19 protein-coding genes are annotated in these 17516 nt (G+C 49.6%); 4 read left to right on the top strand and 15 right to left on the bottom strand.

The window, feature by feature from the left end; all coding sequences use genetic code 11:
- Window positions 1-11: 11 nt before the first annotated feature.
- From DWY84_RS09890 to DWY84_RS09850, 9 genes are all read right to left on the bottom strand, one after another.
- The gene (locus DWY84_RS09890; protein WP_118532830.1) at window positions 12-1052 is read right to left on the bottom strand and encodes an alpha/beta hydrolase; all 1041 of its coding nucleotides are present in this window, start codon (window positions 1050-1052) and stop codon (window positions 12-14) included.
- 77 nt (window positions 1053-1129) lie between these two features.
- On the bottom strand, window positions 1130-2293 hold the full coding sequence (locus tag DWY84_RS09885) for a J domain-containing protein (protein ID WP_147354293.1): 1164 nt from the start codon (window positions 2291-2293) through the stop codon (window positions 1130-1132).
- Between the two features lie 23 nt (window positions 2294-2316).
- Window positions 2317-2940: a DUF4317 family protein gene (locus DWY84_RS09880; protein ID WP_118532826.1), complete on the bottom strand. Its 624-nt coding sequence runs from the start codon at window positions 2938-2940 to the stop codon at window positions 2317-2319.
- Window positions 2937-3944, bottom strand: coding sequence for an adenosine deaminase (gene add / locus DWY84_RS09875; RefSeq protein ID WP_243024820.1), 1008 nt, complete (start codon window positions 3942-3944; stop codon window positions 2937-2939). The genes DWY84_RS09880 and add overlap by 4 nt, the downstream gene beginning before the upstream one ends.
- A gap of 375 nt (window positions 3945-4319) precedes the next feature.
- Window positions 4320-4919 carry a cytidylate kinase-like family protein gene (locus DWY84_RS09870; RefSeq protein ID WP_118532822.1) on the bottom strand — a complete coding sequence of 200 codons (600 nt, stop codon included), beginning with the start codon at window positions 4917-4919 and terminating at the stop codon, window positions 4320-4322.
- Window positions 4920-4933: 14 nt separating this feature from the next.
- Entirely contained in the window at window positions 4934-5680 is a 747-nt protein-coding gene (locus tag DWY84_RS09865; RefSeq protein ID WP_118532820.1) for an amino acid ABC transporter ATP-binding protein, read from the bottom strand.
- Window positions 5664-6344 carry an amino acid ABC transporter permease gene (locus DWY84_RS09860; protein WP_118532818.1) on the bottom strand — a complete coding sequence of 227 codons (681 nt, stop codon included), beginning with the start codon at window positions 6342-6344 and terminating at the stop codon, window positions 5664-5666. The genes DWY84_RS09865 and DWY84_RS09860 overlap by 17 nt, the downstream gene beginning before the upstream one ends.
- A gap of 123 nt (window positions 6345-6467) precedes the next feature.
- Entirely contained in the window at window positions 6468-7325 is an 858-nt protein-coding gene (locus DWY84_RS09855; RefSeq protein ID WP_178716861.1) for a transporter substrate-binding domain-containing protein, read from the bottom strand.
- A gap of 77 nt (window positions 7326-7402) precedes the next feature.
- Window positions 7403-8116 (bottom strand): gamma-glutamyl-gamma-aminobutyrate hydrolase family protein, encoded by a 714-nt coding sequence (locus tag DWY84_RS09850; RefSeq protein WP_178716859.1) that lies wholly within the window; start codon window positions 8114-8116, stop codon window positions 7403-7405.
- 351 nt (window positions 8117-8467) lie between these two features.
- Here DWY84_RS09850 and DWY84_RS09845 point away from each other — a divergent pair, with 351 nt between their 5' ends.
- Complete coding sequence (locus tag DWY84_RS09845; RefSeq protein ID WP_178716857.1) at window positions 8468-8950, top strand: YcxB family protein; 483 nt, start codon at window positions 8468-8470, stop codon at window positions 8948-8950.
- An 87-nt stretch (window positions 8951-9037) separates the two neighbouring features.
- Window positions 9038-9697 (top strand): DUF6198 family protein, encoded by a 660-nt coding sequence (locus tag DWY84_RS09840; protein ID WP_118532812.1) that lies wholly within the window; start codon window positions 9038-9040, stop codon window positions 9695-9697.
- Window positions 9698-9776: 79 nt separating this feature from the next.
- On the opposite strand, the gene pdxT is transcribed toward DWY84_RS09840, so the two are convergent.
- The 3 genes from pdxT to DWY84_RS09825 all read right to left on the bottom strand — a co-directional run bounded on the left by pdxT (window position 9777) and on the right by DWY84_RS09825 (window position 12220).
- Window positions 9777-10358 (bottom strand): pyridoxal 5'-phosphate synthase glutaminase subunit PdxT, encoded by a 582-nt coding sequence (gene pdxT / locus DWY84_RS09835; RefSeq protein WP_118532810.1) that lies wholly within the window; start codon window positions 10356-10358, stop codon window positions 9777-9779.
- Window position 10359: 1 nt separating this feature from the next.
- The gene (gene pdxS / locus DWY84_RS09830) at window positions 10360-11235 is read right to left on the bottom strand and encodes a pyridoxal 5'-phosphate synthase lyase subunit PdxS (protein WP_118532808.1); all 876 of its coding nucleotides are present in this window, start codon (window positions 11233-11235) and stop codon (window positions 10360-10362) included.
- A gap of 154 nt (window positions 11236-11389) precedes the next feature.
- Window positions 11390-12220 carry a MerR family transcriptional regulator gene (locus tag DWY84_RS09825; protein WP_118532806.1) on the bottom strand — a complete coding sequence of 277 codons (831 nt, stop codon included), beginning with the start codon at window positions 12218-12220 and terminating at the stop codon, window positions 11390-11392.
- Window positions 12221-12373: 153 nt separating this feature from the next.
- Here DWY84_RS09825 and DWY84_RS09820 point away from each other — a divergent pair, with 153 nt between their 5' ends.
- Window positions 12374-13693 carry an MATE family efflux transporter gene (locus DWY84_RS09820; RefSeq protein WP_118532804.1) on the top strand — a complete coding sequence of 440 codons (1320 nt, stop codon included), beginning with the start codon at window positions 12374-12376 and terminating at the stop codon, window positions 13691-13693.
- A 71-nt stretch (window positions 13694-13764) separates the two neighbouring features.
- Here the strand turns inward: DWY84_RS09820 and DWY84_RS09815 are convergent, their stop codons facing one another.
- The gene (locus tag DWY84_RS09815; RefSeq protein WP_118532802.1) at window positions 13765-14991 is read right to left on the bottom strand and encodes a Zn-dependent hydrolase; all 1227 of its coding nucleotides are present in this window, start codon (window positions 14989-14991) and stop codon (window positions 13765-13767) included.
- A 192-nt stretch (window positions 14992-15183) separates the two neighbouring features.
- Here DWY84_RS09815 and DWY84_RS09810 point away from each other — a divergent pair, with 192 nt between their 5' ends.
- The gene (locus DWY84_RS09810; protein WP_118532800.1) at window positions 15184-16080 is read left to right on the top strand and encodes an AraC family transcriptional regulator; all 897 of its coding nucleotides are present in this window, start codon (window positions 15184-15186) and stop codon (window positions 16078-16080) included.
- A 14-nt stretch (window positions 16081-16094) separates the two neighbouring features.
- Here DWY84_RS09810 and DWY84_RS09805 read toward each other — a convergent pair whose 3' ends face one another.
- Together DWY84_RS09805 and DWY84_RS17570 are read right to left on the bottom strand one after the other, a co-directional pair.
- Window positions 16095-17129 carry an aminotransferase class I/II-fold pyridoxal phosphate-dependent enzyme gene (locus DWY84_RS09805; RefSeq protein ID WP_118532798.1) on the bottom strand — a complete coding sequence of 345 codons (1035 nt, stop codon included), beginning with the start codon at window positions 17127-17129 and terminating at the stop codon, window positions 16095-16097.
- A gap of 149 nt (window positions 17130-17278) precedes the next feature.
- On the bottom strand, window positions 17279-17516 hold a 238-nt coding region (locus DWY84_RS17570; protein WP_207665127.1), incomplete at its 5' end, for a hypothetical protein.

Raw genomic sequence — 17516 nt, 5'->3', positions numbered from 1 at the left:
GATATCAGACTTTAGAATATGATGTTATATTTCTCTGTCAGCCACCTTAGGATATCCTCAAATACCTCTTTCCGGTTCACCTCATTGAGCACTTCATGGCGCGCACCGGGATACAGCTTCATTGTGATATCCTGCACGCCTACCTTTCGATACAGGGCGGCAAGCTTTTTCACGCCTTTCCCATTCTCTCCCACCGGATCCTTGTCTCCGGACAGGATCAGATACGGAATGACTGTTGGCATATAGCCCACCATTTCTGCCTTCTCGGCCGCATGGATCTCATGGAAGAAATCGCGGTAAGCACCAACAGTAAAAATAAAATCACAGCGCGGATTATTCAAAAAGCGGTCCACATACCGCTCATCTCTGGTAAGCCAGTCATAGTCCGTGCGCACCGGCTGGAATTTCCGGTTATAGTTTCCGATGGAAAGCTCATAGAGCAGACGGCTCCGGTAATGCTTTCCCTTCCGTTTTCCAAATAAAGAGGCCAGCATTTCGCCGGTAAACACCAGCGGTAAAGCCGGAAAACCGGTTCCCAGAAGGATAACTCCGTCTGGTTCTTTTCCCGGATATGCCGAAAGATAACGCCGGGTCAAAAACGAACCCATGCTGTGGCCAAGCATGATGTGTTTTGCATTCGGATAGCGTTTTGCACCATAACTGGCCACCCGGCGCATATCGCGCAGCAGAAAAGCTCCGCCGTTTTCCGCTGCAAAAAAGCCTCGGTCTTCTTTTGAAAGTTCCGTTGCTCCATAAGCAGCAGTCGATCCATGGCCAAGGCAGTCATGTCCGATCACGGCAATGCCGTGTTCAGCCAGAAAAGCGGCAAATTCCCCATAGCGGCCCATATGCTCATTCATTCCATGAACAAGCTGGACCCAGAGTTTGATTTCCGCCCTGGATTTCTGCACTGCCGGATCCGGCTTTCCTTCTGGCAAATCCGCGCGCTCCGGAGAATTCGCAACACGCCCTACAGGTTCCGGCATCCACTCCACACAGTGCAGCCTGGACTTTCCATCACTGGACGGCAGGTAAAAATCCCGTTTCTTCATATCTTATCATCACGCTCCATTTTCACATTTCATCATGAACTCGCGCAAAATCTTATTTACAATCCACGCGTTTCCAATCATCGGTTCAGAATCTCCGCGATTTCCAGATTCTCATCACTATCAGCATGCCACGAGGCGCCCGCTTCCATACGGAAATACAGATCAATCTCCGCTACAGGCTGGCGCCTGCCATTTTTTCTTCCATTCTGCACCTGGCGCACCACCATCTTGATTTGTCCATGGCGTTTCTTCAAAAGCGGAATCAGGCAGAAATACAGCCAGTCCTCCGAAAAAGAGAGATGTCCGAGGCTTTTCCCATCTTCCGTCTTTACCATGATCTTACTGCCCTGAAAGGCTTCCGGAAACAGCCAGTCTCCCGCCTTTAACCCAGCCACCTGTTTTCCGTAAGTACCATAGGGTCCGCTGCCCAGAAAAGCCTGGAAATGATAGATGGGCCTGCCGCTTTTGTCGGTCTGTGCCGGTTCGGATAACTTTTGCAGGGTCTCCACCGGATGCAGAAACTGCCCGGCTAACAGCTGCACCAGTCTGGCCTGGCGGGCAAAACGCTCCTCGGAGCTGAGTCTGCCGCCCTCCTGCCACTCCCGGCGGCTTCGGGGATTTGTTCCAGCTCTGTCATGACCGCCAGATACCATCCACTGCTCCTCTGCCTGCTCCAACAACTCCTTCGATGCATGGTGAAGACTGGTAAGGAACAGTGAAAACGCTTCCTCCTCCGGATTCCAGTAATACCGGCCCCGGGCAGCTTTGTAATAGAGCGGAGTCTCTGATTCTGGTTTCATACTGTAATGACAATAAATGTTGCGTTCGCAAAAAGCTGCTTCATTTATTTTGCCATTCTCATATGGGTGCCAGGATGTGTTCTCTGTTGCACGTCTGCTGCGTTTTTTCCCACTGTTCCACATTCCAGAAGTGTTCAATCCGCTTCGCCCGGATACCGGCCCTTCTGTCATTTCCAGACACAGGCTCCGCACCCGCTCCCATTCTCCGTTCTCCCAGACTCCCCGGATCACCCGGTATGCCTCGTTGATTTCCTGAGAACGTCTTACATACTCCTGCCGTACATACTCCGGCTCACCTGCGCCAGCTGAGTCCGGGTGGAACTGTCCCATCAGCTTCCGGTATTTTTTCTTTGCGGCTTCAAAATCATCCTCTGCTGCCAATGCCAGAATCCGCACCGCCTGTGCTGCTTTCATTGCTCCGCTGTCTCTCTTCCCACTCATCTATCTCATTCCGTTCATCTGTCTCATCCCTGCAGCATCCAGGCGCCTAGTTCCCGGTGTACCCGTGCCGGATTTTTCTCAAAAATATTTACAAAATTCATCGCCGCTCCCCGCTCCTTAAAGGCCGGATACAGAAAACCAAACTCCGGCTCTCCCGGTTCGTACTCTCCGGTCAGCGGACTGACCGTCAGGATCAGGTACTCGTAAATCTCCTCCGATCCTTCCTGCCATTCCTTGTCGGTACCCTTCACCGGCACATCATACCGGCCATGAAACAGAAAGACCGCATACGGATATCCTGGCTGAAAATGCTCACCGAATACCTCATAAAACAGATCCAGGGACGCGTCATTTTTCATGCCATCCCGCTTGATGGCATTCAGAAGCTGCCACAGGCCGCCCGGCTTTCTTGCGCTGTCCGGGATGCGGTATTCCCGCAGCTGTTCGTTGGTAGTGGAAAATAGCACCGTCTTTGCAAGGTTTAAATTCTTTGTGCGCTCCGGTGTGGACAGCTTTAAAAAATTCGTATTGAAGGTTCCATCCACATAACCCTCTTCATCAAAATAAGCACCGGCAATCCGCCCCACAGAGGAGCGGGCCGGTGTCATGCGCCGGGTCAGTTCCATCATGTCTTCGCGATTTATCATAAGGATGCTCCATAGACTTTCAAAATCTTCTCCCGCAACATCTTTTTTGTCTCTTCACTGGCAAAGGCTGCGTCCGTCGCGTTCAGCACCACCTGCTTCTGCTGTTCTTCAGTCAGTCCAAACTCCCGTTTCAGATAGTCAAATTCCTTTGACAGGCAGGTACGCTCAATGCCCATATCATCAGTATTCACGGTCACGCGGATGCCGCTCTCTAAAAAGCGCACCAGCGGATACTGCTTCATATCCAGAATGGCGTGGGTCTGGCGGTTACTGGTGGGACACATTTCCAGGGTGATGCCCTTTTCCCGAATCAGCTCCATCACAGCTTCATCCTCCATGCTGCGTACCCCGTGGCCGATGCGTTTTGTTCCAGTCTGGATAGCTGTCCGCACGCTCTCCGGTCCGTCTGCCTCCCCGGCATGTATCGTGTACGGAATTCCGGCCTCTTTCGCTTCTTCGAACAAGCCAAGATAATTCACAGTCGGAAACAGCGCCTCCGCTCCGGCCAGATCCATGGCTGTTACACCGTGGTCCTTCACCAGGTATTTCTTCGCCAGTGCCAGGGTCTCCTCATTTGCCTTTTCATTGCCCTCGCCGCGCATGCAGCACAGAATCAGATTGCCCGGAATCGGAGCATTTTTCAGTCCTGCAACTGCCGCCTGCACCGCCTGCTCCTGGGTCATGCCGCCAAGGGTATGAAACTGCGGCGCAAAGCGCAGCTCCGCATAGATCACGCCGTCCTGTGCCATATTTTCCAGCACCAGGGTCACTGCATTCTGCAGTCCCTCCGGCGTCTGCATCAGGCGTCCCGGCAGTTCAAAGCACTGCAGAAAGTCATTTAAGCTCTCGCAGGAATCCGGCACGGAAAGCAGTGCCAGAAGCTCCTCGTCATTGTCCGTTGGCAGCGCAATGTTCTGCAGCGCCGCCAGTTTTTTCGCGATATCTACGGTAACACTTCCGTCCAGATGGGCGTGAAGGTCAATGTAACATCCATTCTGCTTCATAAAATTCCACCTCATGTACAATTTGCAAGATTCTCCTTCTTCCTATTGTAGGAGATTTTCGCCGCCAACGCAAGCCAGAACGGTACTGATAAAAGCTGGAAATCATGGCTTTTATCAGTACCGTTCTGGCTGTGTCTATCTTTTCTTAGTGGAGCCAATACAATAGAAGCCGGTTATCCCGGCATTCCGCGGAGCATAAATATGGGTATACGTGTCCGGCTATGCAGCGACTGGTGTTTGAGGAAGGCGGACATCTTGTCCGACTATCCGCAAACATCTGTCAGCTGCATCGTCCGAACACAATACCCATATTTTGCGCAGCGGTATGCCGGGATTACCGGCTTCGGACCTGTAGTGCTGTACGCTCTTAAATTTTTATATCTCCCCAAACTTCATCCGCGCTGCCTGCGTGATCAGCTCGGCTGCTTCCTCGATACTGTAATATGCGCTGTTGATGCACAGGTCGCTGTTTAACGTATCGCTCTGATATCCGGGGATATATTTTTTGTGATAATGCTCCCGCGCCTTATCGGCCTCATTCACGGCCCGCACGGCTTCTTTTCCGGTCATGCCGAAGTACTCCACGCAGTTCTTTAAGCGGACTTCATAAGGTGCATAAATATAAACCCGCAGAAGTCTCGGCTCATTCCTGAGACAGTAGGCGCCGCAGCGTCCCACGATAATACAGGAGCCCTTTCTGGCAAAATCCTCAATGATGCTCTGCTGTACCAGAAAGATCTCATCGCTCACATCCGGTGTACCCAGTCCAAAGGGATAGCTGAGATACGAAAATTTAGAGTGGGTGATTTCCTCTTCCCGGCTGATCTGCTTAACCGAGGTATTCATCCGCTTCGCGGTCTCCTCGACAATGTCACGATCCAGAAAATCAATATGGAGCTGCTCTGAAAGCTTTTTTGCCACCAGGCGTCCGAAGGAACCGTATTGTCTGGAGATGGTGATCACATATTTTTCCATGGCTGCACCTCCGTCTAAAGTACCTTATTCAGGAAACTGATGGTACGTGCCTCTTTTGGATTTAAGATAACCTCCTGCGGAGTTCCTTCCTCCACAATGTAACCGCCGTCCATAAAGATAACACGGTCAGCCACTTCTCTGGCAAAACCGATCTCATGGGTCACGATGACCATGGTCATGCCGTCTGCGGCAAGCTGCTTCATAACCGCCAGTACCTCACCGACCATCTCCGGGTCCAGTGCAGAGGTCGGCTCATCAAACAGCATGATGTCCGGTTTCATGCACAGTGCGCGCGCAATGGCAACTCGCTGCTTCTGTCCGCCGGAAAGCTGGGATGGATACGCATCTGCCTTTTCGGCAAGACCGACCCGCTTCAGCATAGCCATCGCCCGCTCTTTCGCTTCTTTTTTGTCTGCTTTTTTCAGCTCCGTCGGAGCCAGCATCAGATTATGGAGCACATCCATATTGTTGAACAGATTGAAATGCTGGAACACCATACCGATGTTCTCACGCACCTTATTCATGTTTACCTTTTTCTCTGAAATATTAACGCCATCGATCACAATGCTTCCGGCAGTCGTAGTCTCCAGCTTGTTTAAGCAGCGCAGGAAGGTAGATTTACCGGAACCGGACGGTCCCAGAATAACAACCACTTCGCCCTCATGGATTTCTGTGGAAATATCCCGCAGAACCTCCAGGTCGCCGAAGCATTTGCGAAGCTTCTCGACTTTGATCTTTACAGTTTTATCGTTTAACTCCACGGTTCACCCTCCTCTCTACCATTTTTGCAAGATAAGACAGGATCGTAATGACGATCAGATACATGATTCCGACAATGGTCCAGGTCTCAAAGGACTTAAAGGTACCTGCCTGCACATTCTTTGCAGCCAGAACCAGCTCCGGAAAACCGATAACGGACAGAATGGAGGTATCCTTTACGGTGATGATGAACTGGTTGATGATGCTCGGGATCATGGTGCGGATTGCCTGGGGAAGAATGATCTTTCTCATAGTTTTCCAATATGGAAGACCCAGAGATCTTCCGGCCTCCATCTGACCGATATCCACAGACTGGATGCCGGCACGAATGATCTCAGCCATATAAGCGCCGCAGTTTAAGGCAAGGCAGATAACGCCGGCCTGAAGTGCTGACAGCGTAAAGCCGTTTCCGATACCCAGAATCGTATTGAGCAGATACGGAATACCAAAGAATACATAGAAGGCCAGCACGATCATTGGCACACCACGTATTACGAATACGAAGATCTGTGCAATGATGTTGCATGCCTTATTCTTAACTACACTGAGAAGTCCGAAGATCATTCCCAGAATACACGCGAAAATCAAACCTAAGAATGCAAGCAGCAGGGTCCGCCCCATTGCAAGCAGAAGAAGCTGTCCGTAGGTGGTGATAATCTTGATCATAATGCCTCACCCTTTTCTTTCTTTGTTTTAGTGTTACAGTCGGCAAGGCCCGCATTGCGCGGGCCTGCCTTGTTTCCATATCGTGGAAGCGCCGGCGGCGCATCCTCTGGTTTCTAAGCGAAATTACTCACCTAAATATTTTGCGATGATCTCGTCGTAGGTGCCGTTGTCCTTGATGTCTTTCAAACCAGCATTGAACATATCAACCAGCTCCTGCTTGCTGTCATCAAAGATTGCAAAGCCGTACTCAGCCGGATCATTGCCGGTGCCATCTACCAGCTTCATGGCAATGCCAGTATCCTTGATGTTGCTTGCCATGATCGGGGTATCATCGAAGCATGCAGCTACCTGACCGCCTACAACTGCCTGATACATGGTCGGTGAATCCTCAAAGTAGGTAATCTCAAATCCGTACTGGTCTTTGATGCTTTCTGCGTAATCTGCACTCATGGATGCGGTCTTAACTGCAACCTTCTTTCCGCTCAAATCGTCAAAGCCGGTAATGTCAGAGTTCTCTGCAACTGCCATGCTCTGATTTGCATCATAGTAGCCATCAGAGAAGATCCAGCCGGAGCTCTTACGCTCATCGGTAATGGATGCGCCTGCGATCATACCGTCTGCCTGACCAGCCTGGCATGCTGCGATGGAAGCGTCCCAGCCAAGTACCTGTATATCATACTTGAAGCCCTGATCCTCTGCAATTGCCTTGAGGATATCCATATCGATACCTACAAAATTGCCGCTCTCATCCGTATACTCGAAAGGTTTAAAAGCTGTATCGGTTGCGATGACCCAGGTCTTATCGGAAGTGTCTGCTGCTGCGGTGGTATCATCTGCCTTAGATTCTGCTGCGGTATCTGCTGCGGTGGTATCTGCTGCTGCCGCGGTAGTATCTGCAGTTGCGCTCTTGGAACCGCCGCATGCTGTCATTGCTGCTGCCATTGCTGCTGCCATTACCATAACCATTACTTTCTTTTTCATAATAATTCTCCTCTCTTTTTACGCTGTGAAGAAGCCTCTCCACCCGATCTATCCCAACGGCCATAGCCGGTCAAGGATCAATATTCTTTTTTACTGCAGGCATCCACAAAGGCCTGAACAATTGCCCTGCACTCCGGATCTTTTTCAAATGCAAATTCCGGATGCCACTGCACACCCACGATGAAGGTTTTGTCCGGTACCGCAATGGCCTCCACCAGTCCGTCCTCAGAGTATGCCATGGCTTCGGCTTTTGGTGCCAGGTCTTTTACCGCCTGGTGATGATAACTGTTCACGCCATGCTCTCCGGCTCCGATGATATCCGCCAGAAGTGTTCCTTCCTTTACTGTAACCTTATGTACCGGCCTGTCGTAAGGAGACGCCATGTGATGCTCCGTCTTAGATGGATGTTCTGTAGGAAGATCCTGATACAGAGTCCCGCCAAGCAGTACATTCATAAGCTGTACTCCTCTGCAGATTCCAAATACCGGCTTGTCTTCCTGTAACGCTTTCTCAAACAGATACGCTTCCATCTTATCACGGCTGCTGCATGGTATTCCGCAGGTTTTCTTTGCCGTCTCTGCGTAAAGTGCCGGGTCCACATCGTGTCCGCCGGTCATCAGAATGCCATCACAAAGACTGAAACAGTCATTCAGTTCTTCCGGATCCGTGGTTAACGGAAGCATGACCGGAAGGGCTCCGCAGGCTTCGAGAACCTTCATGTATCCGGGAAGCATCCAGTAGCTGTCCTTGTCATCGTCATACAAAGGAATCAGTCCGATCAGTTTTTTCATCAAGTCTATCTCCTCTCTTTCGATGCAAGGGTTTTGGGGTTGCATTGGGGGTCTTTTTATTAAAATGTTGTTAAGATAGAACAAAAAAGGGCCTACATCTCCTTCTCTGATGTAGACCCCTTTGTCTTGACACGTATGATAGCATGATACTTTACAAAAGTCAAGTTGGCGTCATTACTTTCTCTATTTTGCACACTATTGCAATCCATTTTTTCATATTTTTCTTAATTATCTAAAGTCCACACACTTCCCCTGTAACATTCACAACAAAAAAGTTGTATAAAATACACAATGCAGGTTGTAATTTTTATCACTTTTCGCTATAATCGGGATGATAGGAGGCTTTCACATATGAAATTTTTATACCAGACCTTTACTGATTATAACCTGGAAGAATTTACACGCTTCAACATGATCGTTCCGCTCCGGATCAGCAGATACCGCCCAAAGATCCTGGCTGTATGCTACATCCTTATGATCTTCTCCGGTTTCCTGCGGGTTTTCACAGCCCCCGGTACCTCGGCTTTTACTTACCTGCTTGTTGTATTTGCCTTACCGCTTGTACTGGTGTATGTTTCCAAGCGCCAGTGCCGCAGGGTCTACAATGCCAATCCTCAGCTGCAGGAGCGCCATTCTGTCATGCGTTTTTATGAAGACCATCTTCAGGAGACCAGCAATCAGCAGTCCGTTGATGTTCCATACAGCAGCATTGCCCACCTGGTAGAAACCAGAACCCATTTTTATCTGATGACAGCTGCCAACCAGGGCATGATCATCATCAAAAATAACTGTTCTGCTGAATTGATCCATTTTCTTCAGGGCCTGAAACAGTGATTTTTACCAAAATATTTTTTATTATACTTGAAAAATAGTTAGATTGCAGTTAAAATATAGACAATGACAATTGGGAGGTTTACAGTCATGTCTATTCACACTTACATCCGGCGCTATGCTCTGTTCCTGACCGGAGTCATCCTTAGCGCCACCGGCATTGCCTTTATTACGCGTGCCGGTCTCGGCACTTCGCCAGTATCCGGTCTTCCGTTTGTTCTGAGCCTGATCACCAGCATTTCCATGGGAACCTACACATTTTTATTCAATATGACGTTCCTGATGCTGGAAGCCATTCTTCGCAGGAAATTTACCATCCAGCAGGCTCTGCAAATTCCGGTGACATTCTTTTTCAGCTTCTGCATTGATACGGCTATGGGCTTTATCCCGACCCGCTTCGGCGGTCCATGGGGTCCGTCCTTTGTTTACCTGGTCATCGGATGCATTATCATGGCACTTGGCATCAGCTTTGAGGTAATTGCCGATGTGATCATGCTTCCGGCCGAAGCATTCGTGCGCGAGCTTTCGAAAAAGACCGGTATTCCTTTCGGAAATGCCAAGGTTGCCTTCGACAGTACCCTGACCATCCTGGCTATGGCAGTTGCCCTTATCGCTTTCCACAAGCTCAACGGTGTGCGAGAGGGTACCCTGTTCAATGCACTCTGCGTCGGCCAGCTGGTCCGCCTGTGGCGTTCCCGTCTTGAACTGCCGCTCAAAAAGCTCTGTACAGCTGAACCCACTGCAGAATAAACGTCAGTCCTTTTATAAAAGAAACCCGAACCAACGCCTTTCCGGTGAATGTTCGGGTTTTCTTTTTTGTTTTTCCGGATTATCGGTGCGTTTTCCATGCCTGCACAGTCTTTAAAAATAATTCATGGATCCGGTTGTCTGCATCCAACTCCGGATGAAAGGACATTCCAAACTGGTTTCCGCTGCGCACCGCCACAACGTGCCCCTCCACCTCAGTCAGCACCTGCGCACCTGCTTTTGCTTCTTCTATATAAGGAGCACGGATAAACGTCATGGGAACCTCTCCGATTCCGGCAAATTCCTGTACCGTATGAAAACTTCCAAGCTGCCTTCCATAGGCATTTCGACGTACCAAAACCGGAAGCGTACCAAAATATACATGGTCATCATTGGTCAGCTGCTCTGCCAGCAGAATAAGACCGGCACAAGTGGCGAGAACCGGCAAGCCGCTCTCGATTTTTTCTTTCAGTGTATCAAACATCTCAAGCTCCCGCAAAAGCTTTCCCTGCACCGTGCTCTCGCCGCCCGGAAGCACAAGGCCGTCAAAACCGGTGTCCAGGTCCTTCTTCTGACGAAGTTCAAAGCATTCTGCTCCAAGAGCCCCCAGCTTTTTCTCGTGTTCGATGAAGGCACCCTGAACTGCAAGGACTGCAATCTTCATCTTATTTGCCCCTTTCTGCCATCAACAGCGCAATTTCCTGCTCGTTGATGCCGACCATGGCTTCCCCCAGATCCTCGGAAAGCTCAGCCAGCATCTTATGATCATTGAAGTTGGTAACTGCTTTTACGATGGCTGCCGCACGCTTCTTCGGATCTCCGGATTTGAAGATGCCGGATCCAACAAACACGCCCTCTGCACCAAGCTGCATCATCAGGGCTGCATCGGCCGGGGTTGCCACGCCGCCTGCCGCGAAGTTTACAACAGGAAGACGTCCATTGTCATGTACATACTGCACCAGATCATACGGAACCCGGAGAACCTTTGCCTCCTCAAACAGTTCATCCTCACGCATAGAGGTAATCTTAGCGATCTCCTGATTCATCCTGCGCATATGGCGAACAGCCTGCACAACATCCCCGGTTCCCGGCTCACCTTTGGTACGGATCATGGAAGCTCCCTCGTTAATGCGGCGGAGCGCCTCCCCCAGGTCCTTCGCACCGCAGACAAATGGAACGTTGAATCTGCGCTTGTCGATATGGAACACATCGTCCGCCGGGGAGAGAACTTCACTCTCGTCAATGTAATCGATCTCGATGGCTTCGAGGATCTGTGCCTCCACAAAATGACCGATCCGGCATTTTGCCATGACCGGAATGGATACAGCCTCCTGAATGCCCTTGATCATCTTCGGATCGCTCATGCGGGAAACACCACCTGCCGCGCGGATGTCCGCCGGAATACGCTCCAGCGCCATAACTGCGCATGCGCCTGCCTCTTCCGCGATCCTTGCCTGCTCCGGGGTAGTAACGTCCATGATAACGCCGCCCTTTAACATCTGTGCCAGCTGCTTATTTAACTCATATCTCTCTGTATTCATTCCATCTGTCTCCTTTGCGTAAACGTATTGTCTGCTGCTATGCACATGCTGCGCAACCAACAGTCAGTATCCCTGCGTTCCGGACCGCATCGGTTATCTTGATGGAGATTATAGCGGCTATCTGGATTGTTTTAAATATCCAGTTTTATATTTTTCAATCAGTCCAGTTTTCGTGTACAATGCGAACCGCAATTTCCGTCACATACTCTTCCACGCTTGTCACCGCAAGCTGATCCACCATGTCACGCTCCAGATACACCATATCTGTCTGAATTTTGTGTTCCTTCCGGTAAGCTTCCATGCGCGCATAAGCTTCTCCGATTGCATTCCAGTGTCCGACATGAAATCCCGTCAGATAATCTCCCTCCGGCATGATACGATATTCCATATGCTTCGGTTTCTGCTCCAGAAGAAGAAGTACATTGTCATACGCATTATAAATCTGCCTGGACAGATTTTTTCCATACTGCAGATATGCCACTTCGTAATCATTGCGCTGTTCCGCATGTTTAAAATCCAGAATCAGCCGGTTGGTTTTTTCCATATAATCCTTCTCTGATGTCCCGTCAATCTGCCGGATCAGATAATAACGTTCCGGAAAATGATGGATCCCAATGTCAGAAAAATCCTGCTGCATTACCATGCTGATCTTTTTTCGCCGCTGCCGGATCCACCCCTGCATCGTTTTTAATCTGGATAATTCTTTCTCAATCTGCTGTTCCCTTTCCGCAAAGATCCGGACCAGCTCTTTGGGGCTTCGTACCTGCAGGAACTGCCGGATTTCTTTCAGCGGCATACCCAGATCCCGAAGCATCAGAATCGTTTCCAGAGTTTCCAGCTGATAACGTGAATACATACGGTAACCATTCTCTGCCACATATTCCGGAGAAAACAGGCCAATATCATCATAATGGAATAACGTATGTTTGGAAACGCCCATCAGCGCGGCAAACTCTCCTGTTGTCATATACAGATTACGGTCCATACATATTTCTCCTTCGCTACTATCCTGATTTTTTAGCGACCGTTTTTCAAAAAAACATTCAAACCTCTTGACTATCGGGTAACCCTATGGTTTATTCTCTCAAAGGTCACTTAAGTTTTCAAGCTATTTCTTTTTTATAAGGAGTTTTTGATTATGAGTACATCCATCAGCCAGCATTTTTCTCCCTGGAGTCTGCTGAAGTTTACATTTTCTTCTATCATTATGATGATGTTTATGTCCCTCTACACCATCGTGGATGGCATTTTCATCTCCCGCTTTATTGGCAGTAATGCCCTGTCCTCCTTAAACATCGTCTATCCGGTGGCCAGCATCGTCATTGCCATTGGCACCATGCTGGCCACTGGCGGCAATGCAGTCATCAGCCGGTATCTGGGCGAGGAGAAAATACAGCTGGCAAAAGAATGTCTCTCCCTTTTTACTCTGACTGGCTTTCTGTTAAGTCTGCTGATGTCCATCCTGTCCCTGCTTTTTCCGGATTTCATCAGCCGGGCACTCGGTGCCAACGATCTGCTGTTAGCAGACTGCCGCACCTACCTCAGCATCCTCATGGGCTTTGCTCCGGCCTGCATGCTCCAGACTCTGTTCCAGTCCTATCTGGTAACTGCCGGAGCGCCGCACCTCGGACTCTTCCTCACCATGATCGCCGGGATCATCAACGCGGGACTGGACTATGTACTTATCGTATCCTGCGATCTTGGCATTGCCGGAGCTGCCCTGGCTACCGGACTTGGCCAGATGGTACCGGCCCTGGCAGGACTGGTCTTTTTTCTGAATCAGAAGCATGCTCTTCATCTGACTCGCTTCACCATGCACACAAAAGAACTGATCCAGGCCTGCTACAACGGTTCCTCTGAAATGGTAAACCAGTTTTCCAATGCCGTGATCACCTTTCTGTTCAACATCATCCTGATGCGTCTGGCAGGTCCGAATGGTGTAGCTGCCATCACGATCCTACTGTACGGACAGTTTCTGTTCAATGCCTTTTACCTGGGTTTTTCCATTGGGATCAGCCCGATCGTGGGATATCAGTACGGTGCCGAAAATCGGAAGGAGCTGAAAAGCATTTACCGTATTTCCTTCCGTTTTGTCAGCCTTTCCTCTGTGATCATAGCCTTTGCCGCTGTCTATCTTTCGACCGGTATTGTAACTATCTTCACGGATGATCCGAAAACTCATGCACTGGCCGTGACCGGATTTGGGATCTTTGCCTATAACTTTTTATTCAGCGGCTTTAACATTGCCTCCTCCGGCTTTTTCACCGCCCTGTCCGACGGAAAATCATCTGCCATCATCTCCTTTTGCCGTACTCTGCTCTTCACCGTGATCTCACTGCTGGTGCTTCCGCGGTTCTTCGGGGTCAATGGGGCATGGCTGGCTATTCCTGTGGCAGAGTTTGTGACACTGCTACTGTCCATCTGGATGCACAGAAAGTACTTGTATCGCTTTATTTAGGCATCCGCTATTTTACCAGTTCAGCAAAATACTCCGCACCGGTCAGCAGAATATCATCATTGAGTCTTCGTTTACTGCACACCTGCCATCTCGATCACAACATCCAGAAATACATTTGCGCCGGCTACACAGCCCTCATCCGGTGTGTACTCTCTGGGATTGTGGCTGATGCCCTTGATGCTCGGCACAAAAATCATCGCAGTCGGACAGATGCGCGCCATCATCTGGGCATCCTGGCCTGCGCCGGAAGTCATGCGGCGGGTGTTCAGTCCTCTGGCTGATGCAGCTGCCTCAATCTTCTGTACGATATTCTCATCAAACAGGACCGGGGCAAATTCAGTCAGACGCTCGCTGCTGATCTTCACATGATCGGTTTCTTCCAGCTCTTTGAAGTAAGCCGCAAGGCTCTTCTCATCTGCATCCAGCTTACCTTTATCTGGATTTCTTAAATCCACCGTCATCACGGCCCTGGACGGGATAACATTGATGGCATTCGGCTCATGCTCAATGCAGCCTACGGTTGCCACGCCGCCGGATTTCTTCACCAGTTCTCTTAAGAACACATTGATTTTTGCTGCGGCCAGACCAGCGTCCACTCTTAAATTAGTTGGCGTAGTTCCTGCGTGATTGGCAAGCCCCTCAATGGTAACGCGCTGCCAGTGAATACCCTGCAGATTCTCTACTGCGCCGATCTTCACTCCCTCTGTATCCATGATCGGTCCCTGCTCAATGTGCAGCTCCACGAATGCCTCCGGCTGTAAGAATCCCGGCTCCACGCTTCCCGCATAACCGATGCGCTTTAACTCCTCACCCAGGATGGTACCATCGGTGCCGACGGTCTTTAATACTTGATCTACCGGAAGTCCCCCCGCGTAAACCAGGGATCCCATCATATCCGGTGAATAACGCACACCCTCCTCATTGGTAAAGGCGCAGACCACGATCGGTCTCTCGCTCTGACGCCCCGCTTCCTTTAACGTTCTGATGACCTCGATGGCGCCAATCACCCCCAGGCAGCCATCATACTGGCCTGCATTGATGACGGTATCGATATGGGAGCCGATCATCAGTGGCTTTTTATCCTTGTTCTCCGCGGTTTCCCAGATTCCGAAGATATTGCCGATGCGATCCACAACCACCTTCAAATCTGCATCCTCCATCCATCTGACCACCTTATCTCTGCCCTGCTTCTCAGTATCGGAAGCGGCAAGACGGGTTCTTCTTCCCTCCTCATCCTTGCCGATCGTACCCAGCTCATTGATTCTCTCCAGTAATCTTGCTCCATTCACTGATAACATAATCCGTCCCTCCTGTATCTTTATCCTTGTGCCTTTAGTATATCAGTCCCACATCGCGGATTCTATCAATATCCCCATCACTTTTATCAGATTTGTACCAAAGTTTTTTCGTTTACTATTCTTTTCATCTGTTTTATGCTATAAAATATCATAAAAGCAATATCTGTATTACAAAGAAAGGAAAATCGGTTTATGAGCATATCATTTCCAAAATGCAATCAGGGCGGAATCGAATTTGTTATTTCTACAAACGAAGAGCTCCAGGAGGAAAGCAAGTTTCTCTCAGAAGAGTTCCCCATTGCCATGTATACACAAAATTTCAACCACGCGGCATCAGACTCCATCCCATTCCACTGGCACGATGAGCTGCAGATTACCTGGATTTCTGATGGTGAGCTGGAATACTGCATCAGCGGAGACAAATTCCGGCTGAGAAGTGATAAGCTGCTGCTGCTCCAGAGTCATCAGCTCCACAGTTCCCGTACCACCACCTGCGATGTGAAAACTCTGTGCATCAACTTTACCCCGGAGATTTTCCATCCTCTGATTTTACAGAAATACATCCAGCCCATGCTGGACAGCCATGCCTTTGCCTACTCCCTGCTGTTGTTAAAGCCTCATCAGATTACGAAACTGAAAAAATTCCAGAACTGGAAACAAGAACCCCTGGGATACTTTTCTGTCATGAACTTTTTATCCCAGGTGTTCGAAGAAATTTTAAAAGAATTTGAAGAAAATGCAGAAACGCCGGACTTGGAGGAAACACGGCTGTTCCACGAAATGCTTGGATTCGTTCACGCCAATTTTGCCCAGCCGCTTTCCGTGAAAGACATTGCGGATTCCGCGCGCCTAAACAAGAACCGCTGCACCGCCCTCTTTAAAACACACACTAACATGTCCCCCATCAAGTATGTAAATGAATACCGCCTCTACACTGCCAAAAACATGATCCTGCACACCGACAGATTCATCTCCGATATCAGTGCCGATGTGGGATACAATCAGATCAGCCATTTTATAGAGCAGTTCCGGTTAAGCTACGGAATGTCGCCGTTAAAATACCGGCATAAATTCGGTCAGGAAGCGTAATTCCAATAGAATTCTTACAGTTTCCGAATATCTCCGATCAACTGATTCTTCTCCGCTTCCGTGGTGGCCCAGCTTGTGCAGAACCGTACGACCCTTCTTCCATCGTCCAGTGTCCGCTCCTGCTCAAAGGTATACTCCTTCGCCAGCTTCTCTGCCTGTTCGTCGGTCACGATCACAAACTGCTGGTTAGTGTAGCTGTCCACGAATTCCGGGATACCTTTTTCTTTGAAGGCTGCCTTGATTTCCATAGCGTAGGCATCGGCCCGGGCCGTCATCTTCTCGTAGGTGTCATCCTCCAGAAGCGCACAGAACTGCAGACCCAGAAGCCAGCCTTTTGCCAGCACCGCACCATTCTGTTTCATATAGGTGCGGAATTTCCGTGCCAGTCCGCTGTTTGTGATGACCAGTGCCTCACCAAAGAGCGCTCCGCATTTTGTTCCGCCGATATAAAATACATCTGTCAGTTCTGCCAGTTTTTCCAGCGTCACATCATTCTTCGCAGAACCAAGTCCGTAACCCAGGCGTGCACCGTCCACAAACAGATACATACCGTACTCATCGCATACTTTGCGGATATCCTTCAGATCCTGCTCAGAATACAGCGTTCCCCACTCGGTCGGGAAGGAAATGTAAACCAGCTTCGGCTCACAGAGATAGTTCGGTTCTCCTGCCTCATAATAAGCTGCGGCTGCCTTGCGGATCTGTTCTGCTGTAATGGTTCCGTCTGCAGATGGAAGCGGAACCAGCTTGTGTCCGGTGTTCTCAATCGAACCAGCTTCATGGGCATACACATGGCCGGAATCCGGGCAGATGACACTCTGGATCGGGCTTAACGCTGCTGCATGGACAATAAAGTTTGCCTGGGTTGCACCTGGGAAGAAATGAACAGCTGCCTCCGGAGCTTTGCATTTTTTCCGTATCAGGTCCGCTGCCTTTTCACACCAGGTATCCTCTCCGTATCCATCATAGCTTTCGGCATTGGTCTCTGCCAGCTTCTCTAAAATTTTGACACAGGCGCCGCGGTTGTAATCATTGTGTAAACGAATCATGATGTTTGACTCTCCTCTTCTCCGCATAAAATGCGTTTCGTTTTTCCCCATTATAGCAGTCTGTTCCCATTCTGTCACGGAAAGAATCCTGCTTTCTGCATATACTACTATCAGAAGGCGGGGTGATGCAGGATGCTGGCATGGTTCTTCTATCTCATGGATGCCATAAAAAAGCTGCTGTAGCGTTGCATTTTTTCATTCCCGGCGCTATAATAAAACCGCTGCACCGGTTCCGGGAGGAATGCGCTTTCTGCGTATCGCCAGTGTCTAGGCTCACCTTTCAGAATATCCCGTAGAACACTCGGCGGCCGGGCGCGGCTTTCAAAATAATAAAAATTTAAGAGCAATATCAATATAGGTCCGAAGCCGGTAATCCCGGCATACCGC

Origin of the sequence: Clostridium sp. AF27-2AA (assembly GCF_003478505.1) — a bacterium.
Classification (GTDB): Bacteria; Bacillota; Clostridia; order Lachnospirales; family Lachnospiraceae; genus Brotaphodocola.
The sequence above is the reverse complement of the archived record's forward strand: the minus strand, read 5'-3'. Positions and strand labels throughout refer to the sequence as shown.

What these genes read in the sequence shown, in the direction of transcription:
- pdxT (WP_118532810.1), bottom strand. Translation starts at nt 10,358, where the DNA reads ATGAAGATTGCAGTCCTTGCAGTTCAGGGTGCCTTCATCGAACACGAG.
- DWY84_RS09825 (WP_118532806.1), bottom strand. Translation starts at nt 12,220, where the DNA reads ATGGACCGTAATCTGTATATGACAACAGGAGAGTTTGCCGCGCTGATG.
- DWY84_RS09810 (WP_118532800.1), top strand. Translation starts at nt 15,184, where the DNA reads ATGAGCATATCATTTCCAAAATGCAATCAGGGCGGAATCGAATTTGTT.
- DWY84_RS09845 (WP_178716857.1), top strand. Translation starts at nt 8,468, where the DNA reads ATGAAATTTTTATACCAGACCTTTACTGATTATAACCTGGAAGAATTT.
- DWY84_RS09855 (WP_178716861.1), bottom strand. Translation starts at nt 7,325, where the DNA reads ATGAAAAAGAAAGTAATGGTTATGGTAATGGCAGCAGCAATGGCAGCA.
- DWY84_RS09820 (WP_118532804.1), top strand. Translation starts at nt 12,374, where the DNA reads ATGAGTACATCCATCAGCCAGCATTTTTCTCCCTGGAGTCTGCTGAAG.
- DWY84_RS09870 (WP_118532822.1), bottom strand. Translation starts at nt 4,919, where the DNA reads ATGGAAAAATATGTGATCACCATCTCCAGACAATACGGTTCCTTCGGA.
- add (WP_243024820.1), bottom strand. Translation starts at nt 3,944, where the DNA reads ATGAAGCAGAATGGATGTTACATTGACCTTCACGCCCATCTGGACGGA.
- DWY84_RS09885 (WP_147354293.1), bottom strand. Translation starts at nt 2,293, where the DNA reads ATGAGTGGGAAGAGAGACAGCGGAGCAATGAAAGCAGCACAGGCGGTG.
- DWY84_RS09815 (WP_118532802.1), bottom strand. Translation starts at nt 14,991, where the DNA reads ATGTTATCAGTGAATGGAGCAAGATTACTGGAGAGAATCAATGAGCTG.
- DWY84_RS09890 (WP_118532830.1), bottom strand. Translation starts at nt 1,052, where the DNA reads ATGAAGAAACGGGATTTTTACCTGCCGTCCAGTGATGGAAAGTCCAGG.
- DWY84_RS09840 (WP_118532812.1), top strand. Translation starts at nt 9,038, where the DNA reads ATGTCTATTCACACTTACATCCGGCGCTATGCTCTGTTCCTGACCGGA.
- DWY84_RS09850 (WP_178716859.1), bottom strand. Translation starts at nt 8,116, where the DNA reads ATGAAAAAACTGATCGGACTGATTCCTTTGTATGACGATGACAAGGAC.
- DWY84_RS09860 (WP_118532818.1), bottom strand. Translation starts at nt 6,344, where the DNA reads ATGATCAAGATTATCACCACCTACGGACAGCTTCTTCTGCTTGCAATG.
- DWY84_RS09805 (WP_118532798.1), bottom strand. Translation starts at nt 17,129, where the DNA reads ATGATTCGTTTACACAATGATTACAACCGCGGCGCCTGTGTCAAAATT.
- pdxS (WP_118532808.1), bottom strand. Translation starts at nt 11,235, where the DNA reads ATGAATACAGAGAGATATGAGTTAAATAAGCAGCTGGCACAGATGTTA.
- DWY84_RS09880 (WP_118532826.1), bottom strand. Translation starts at nt 2,940, where the DNA reads ATGATAAATCGCGAAGACATGATGGAACTGACCCGGCGCATGACACCG.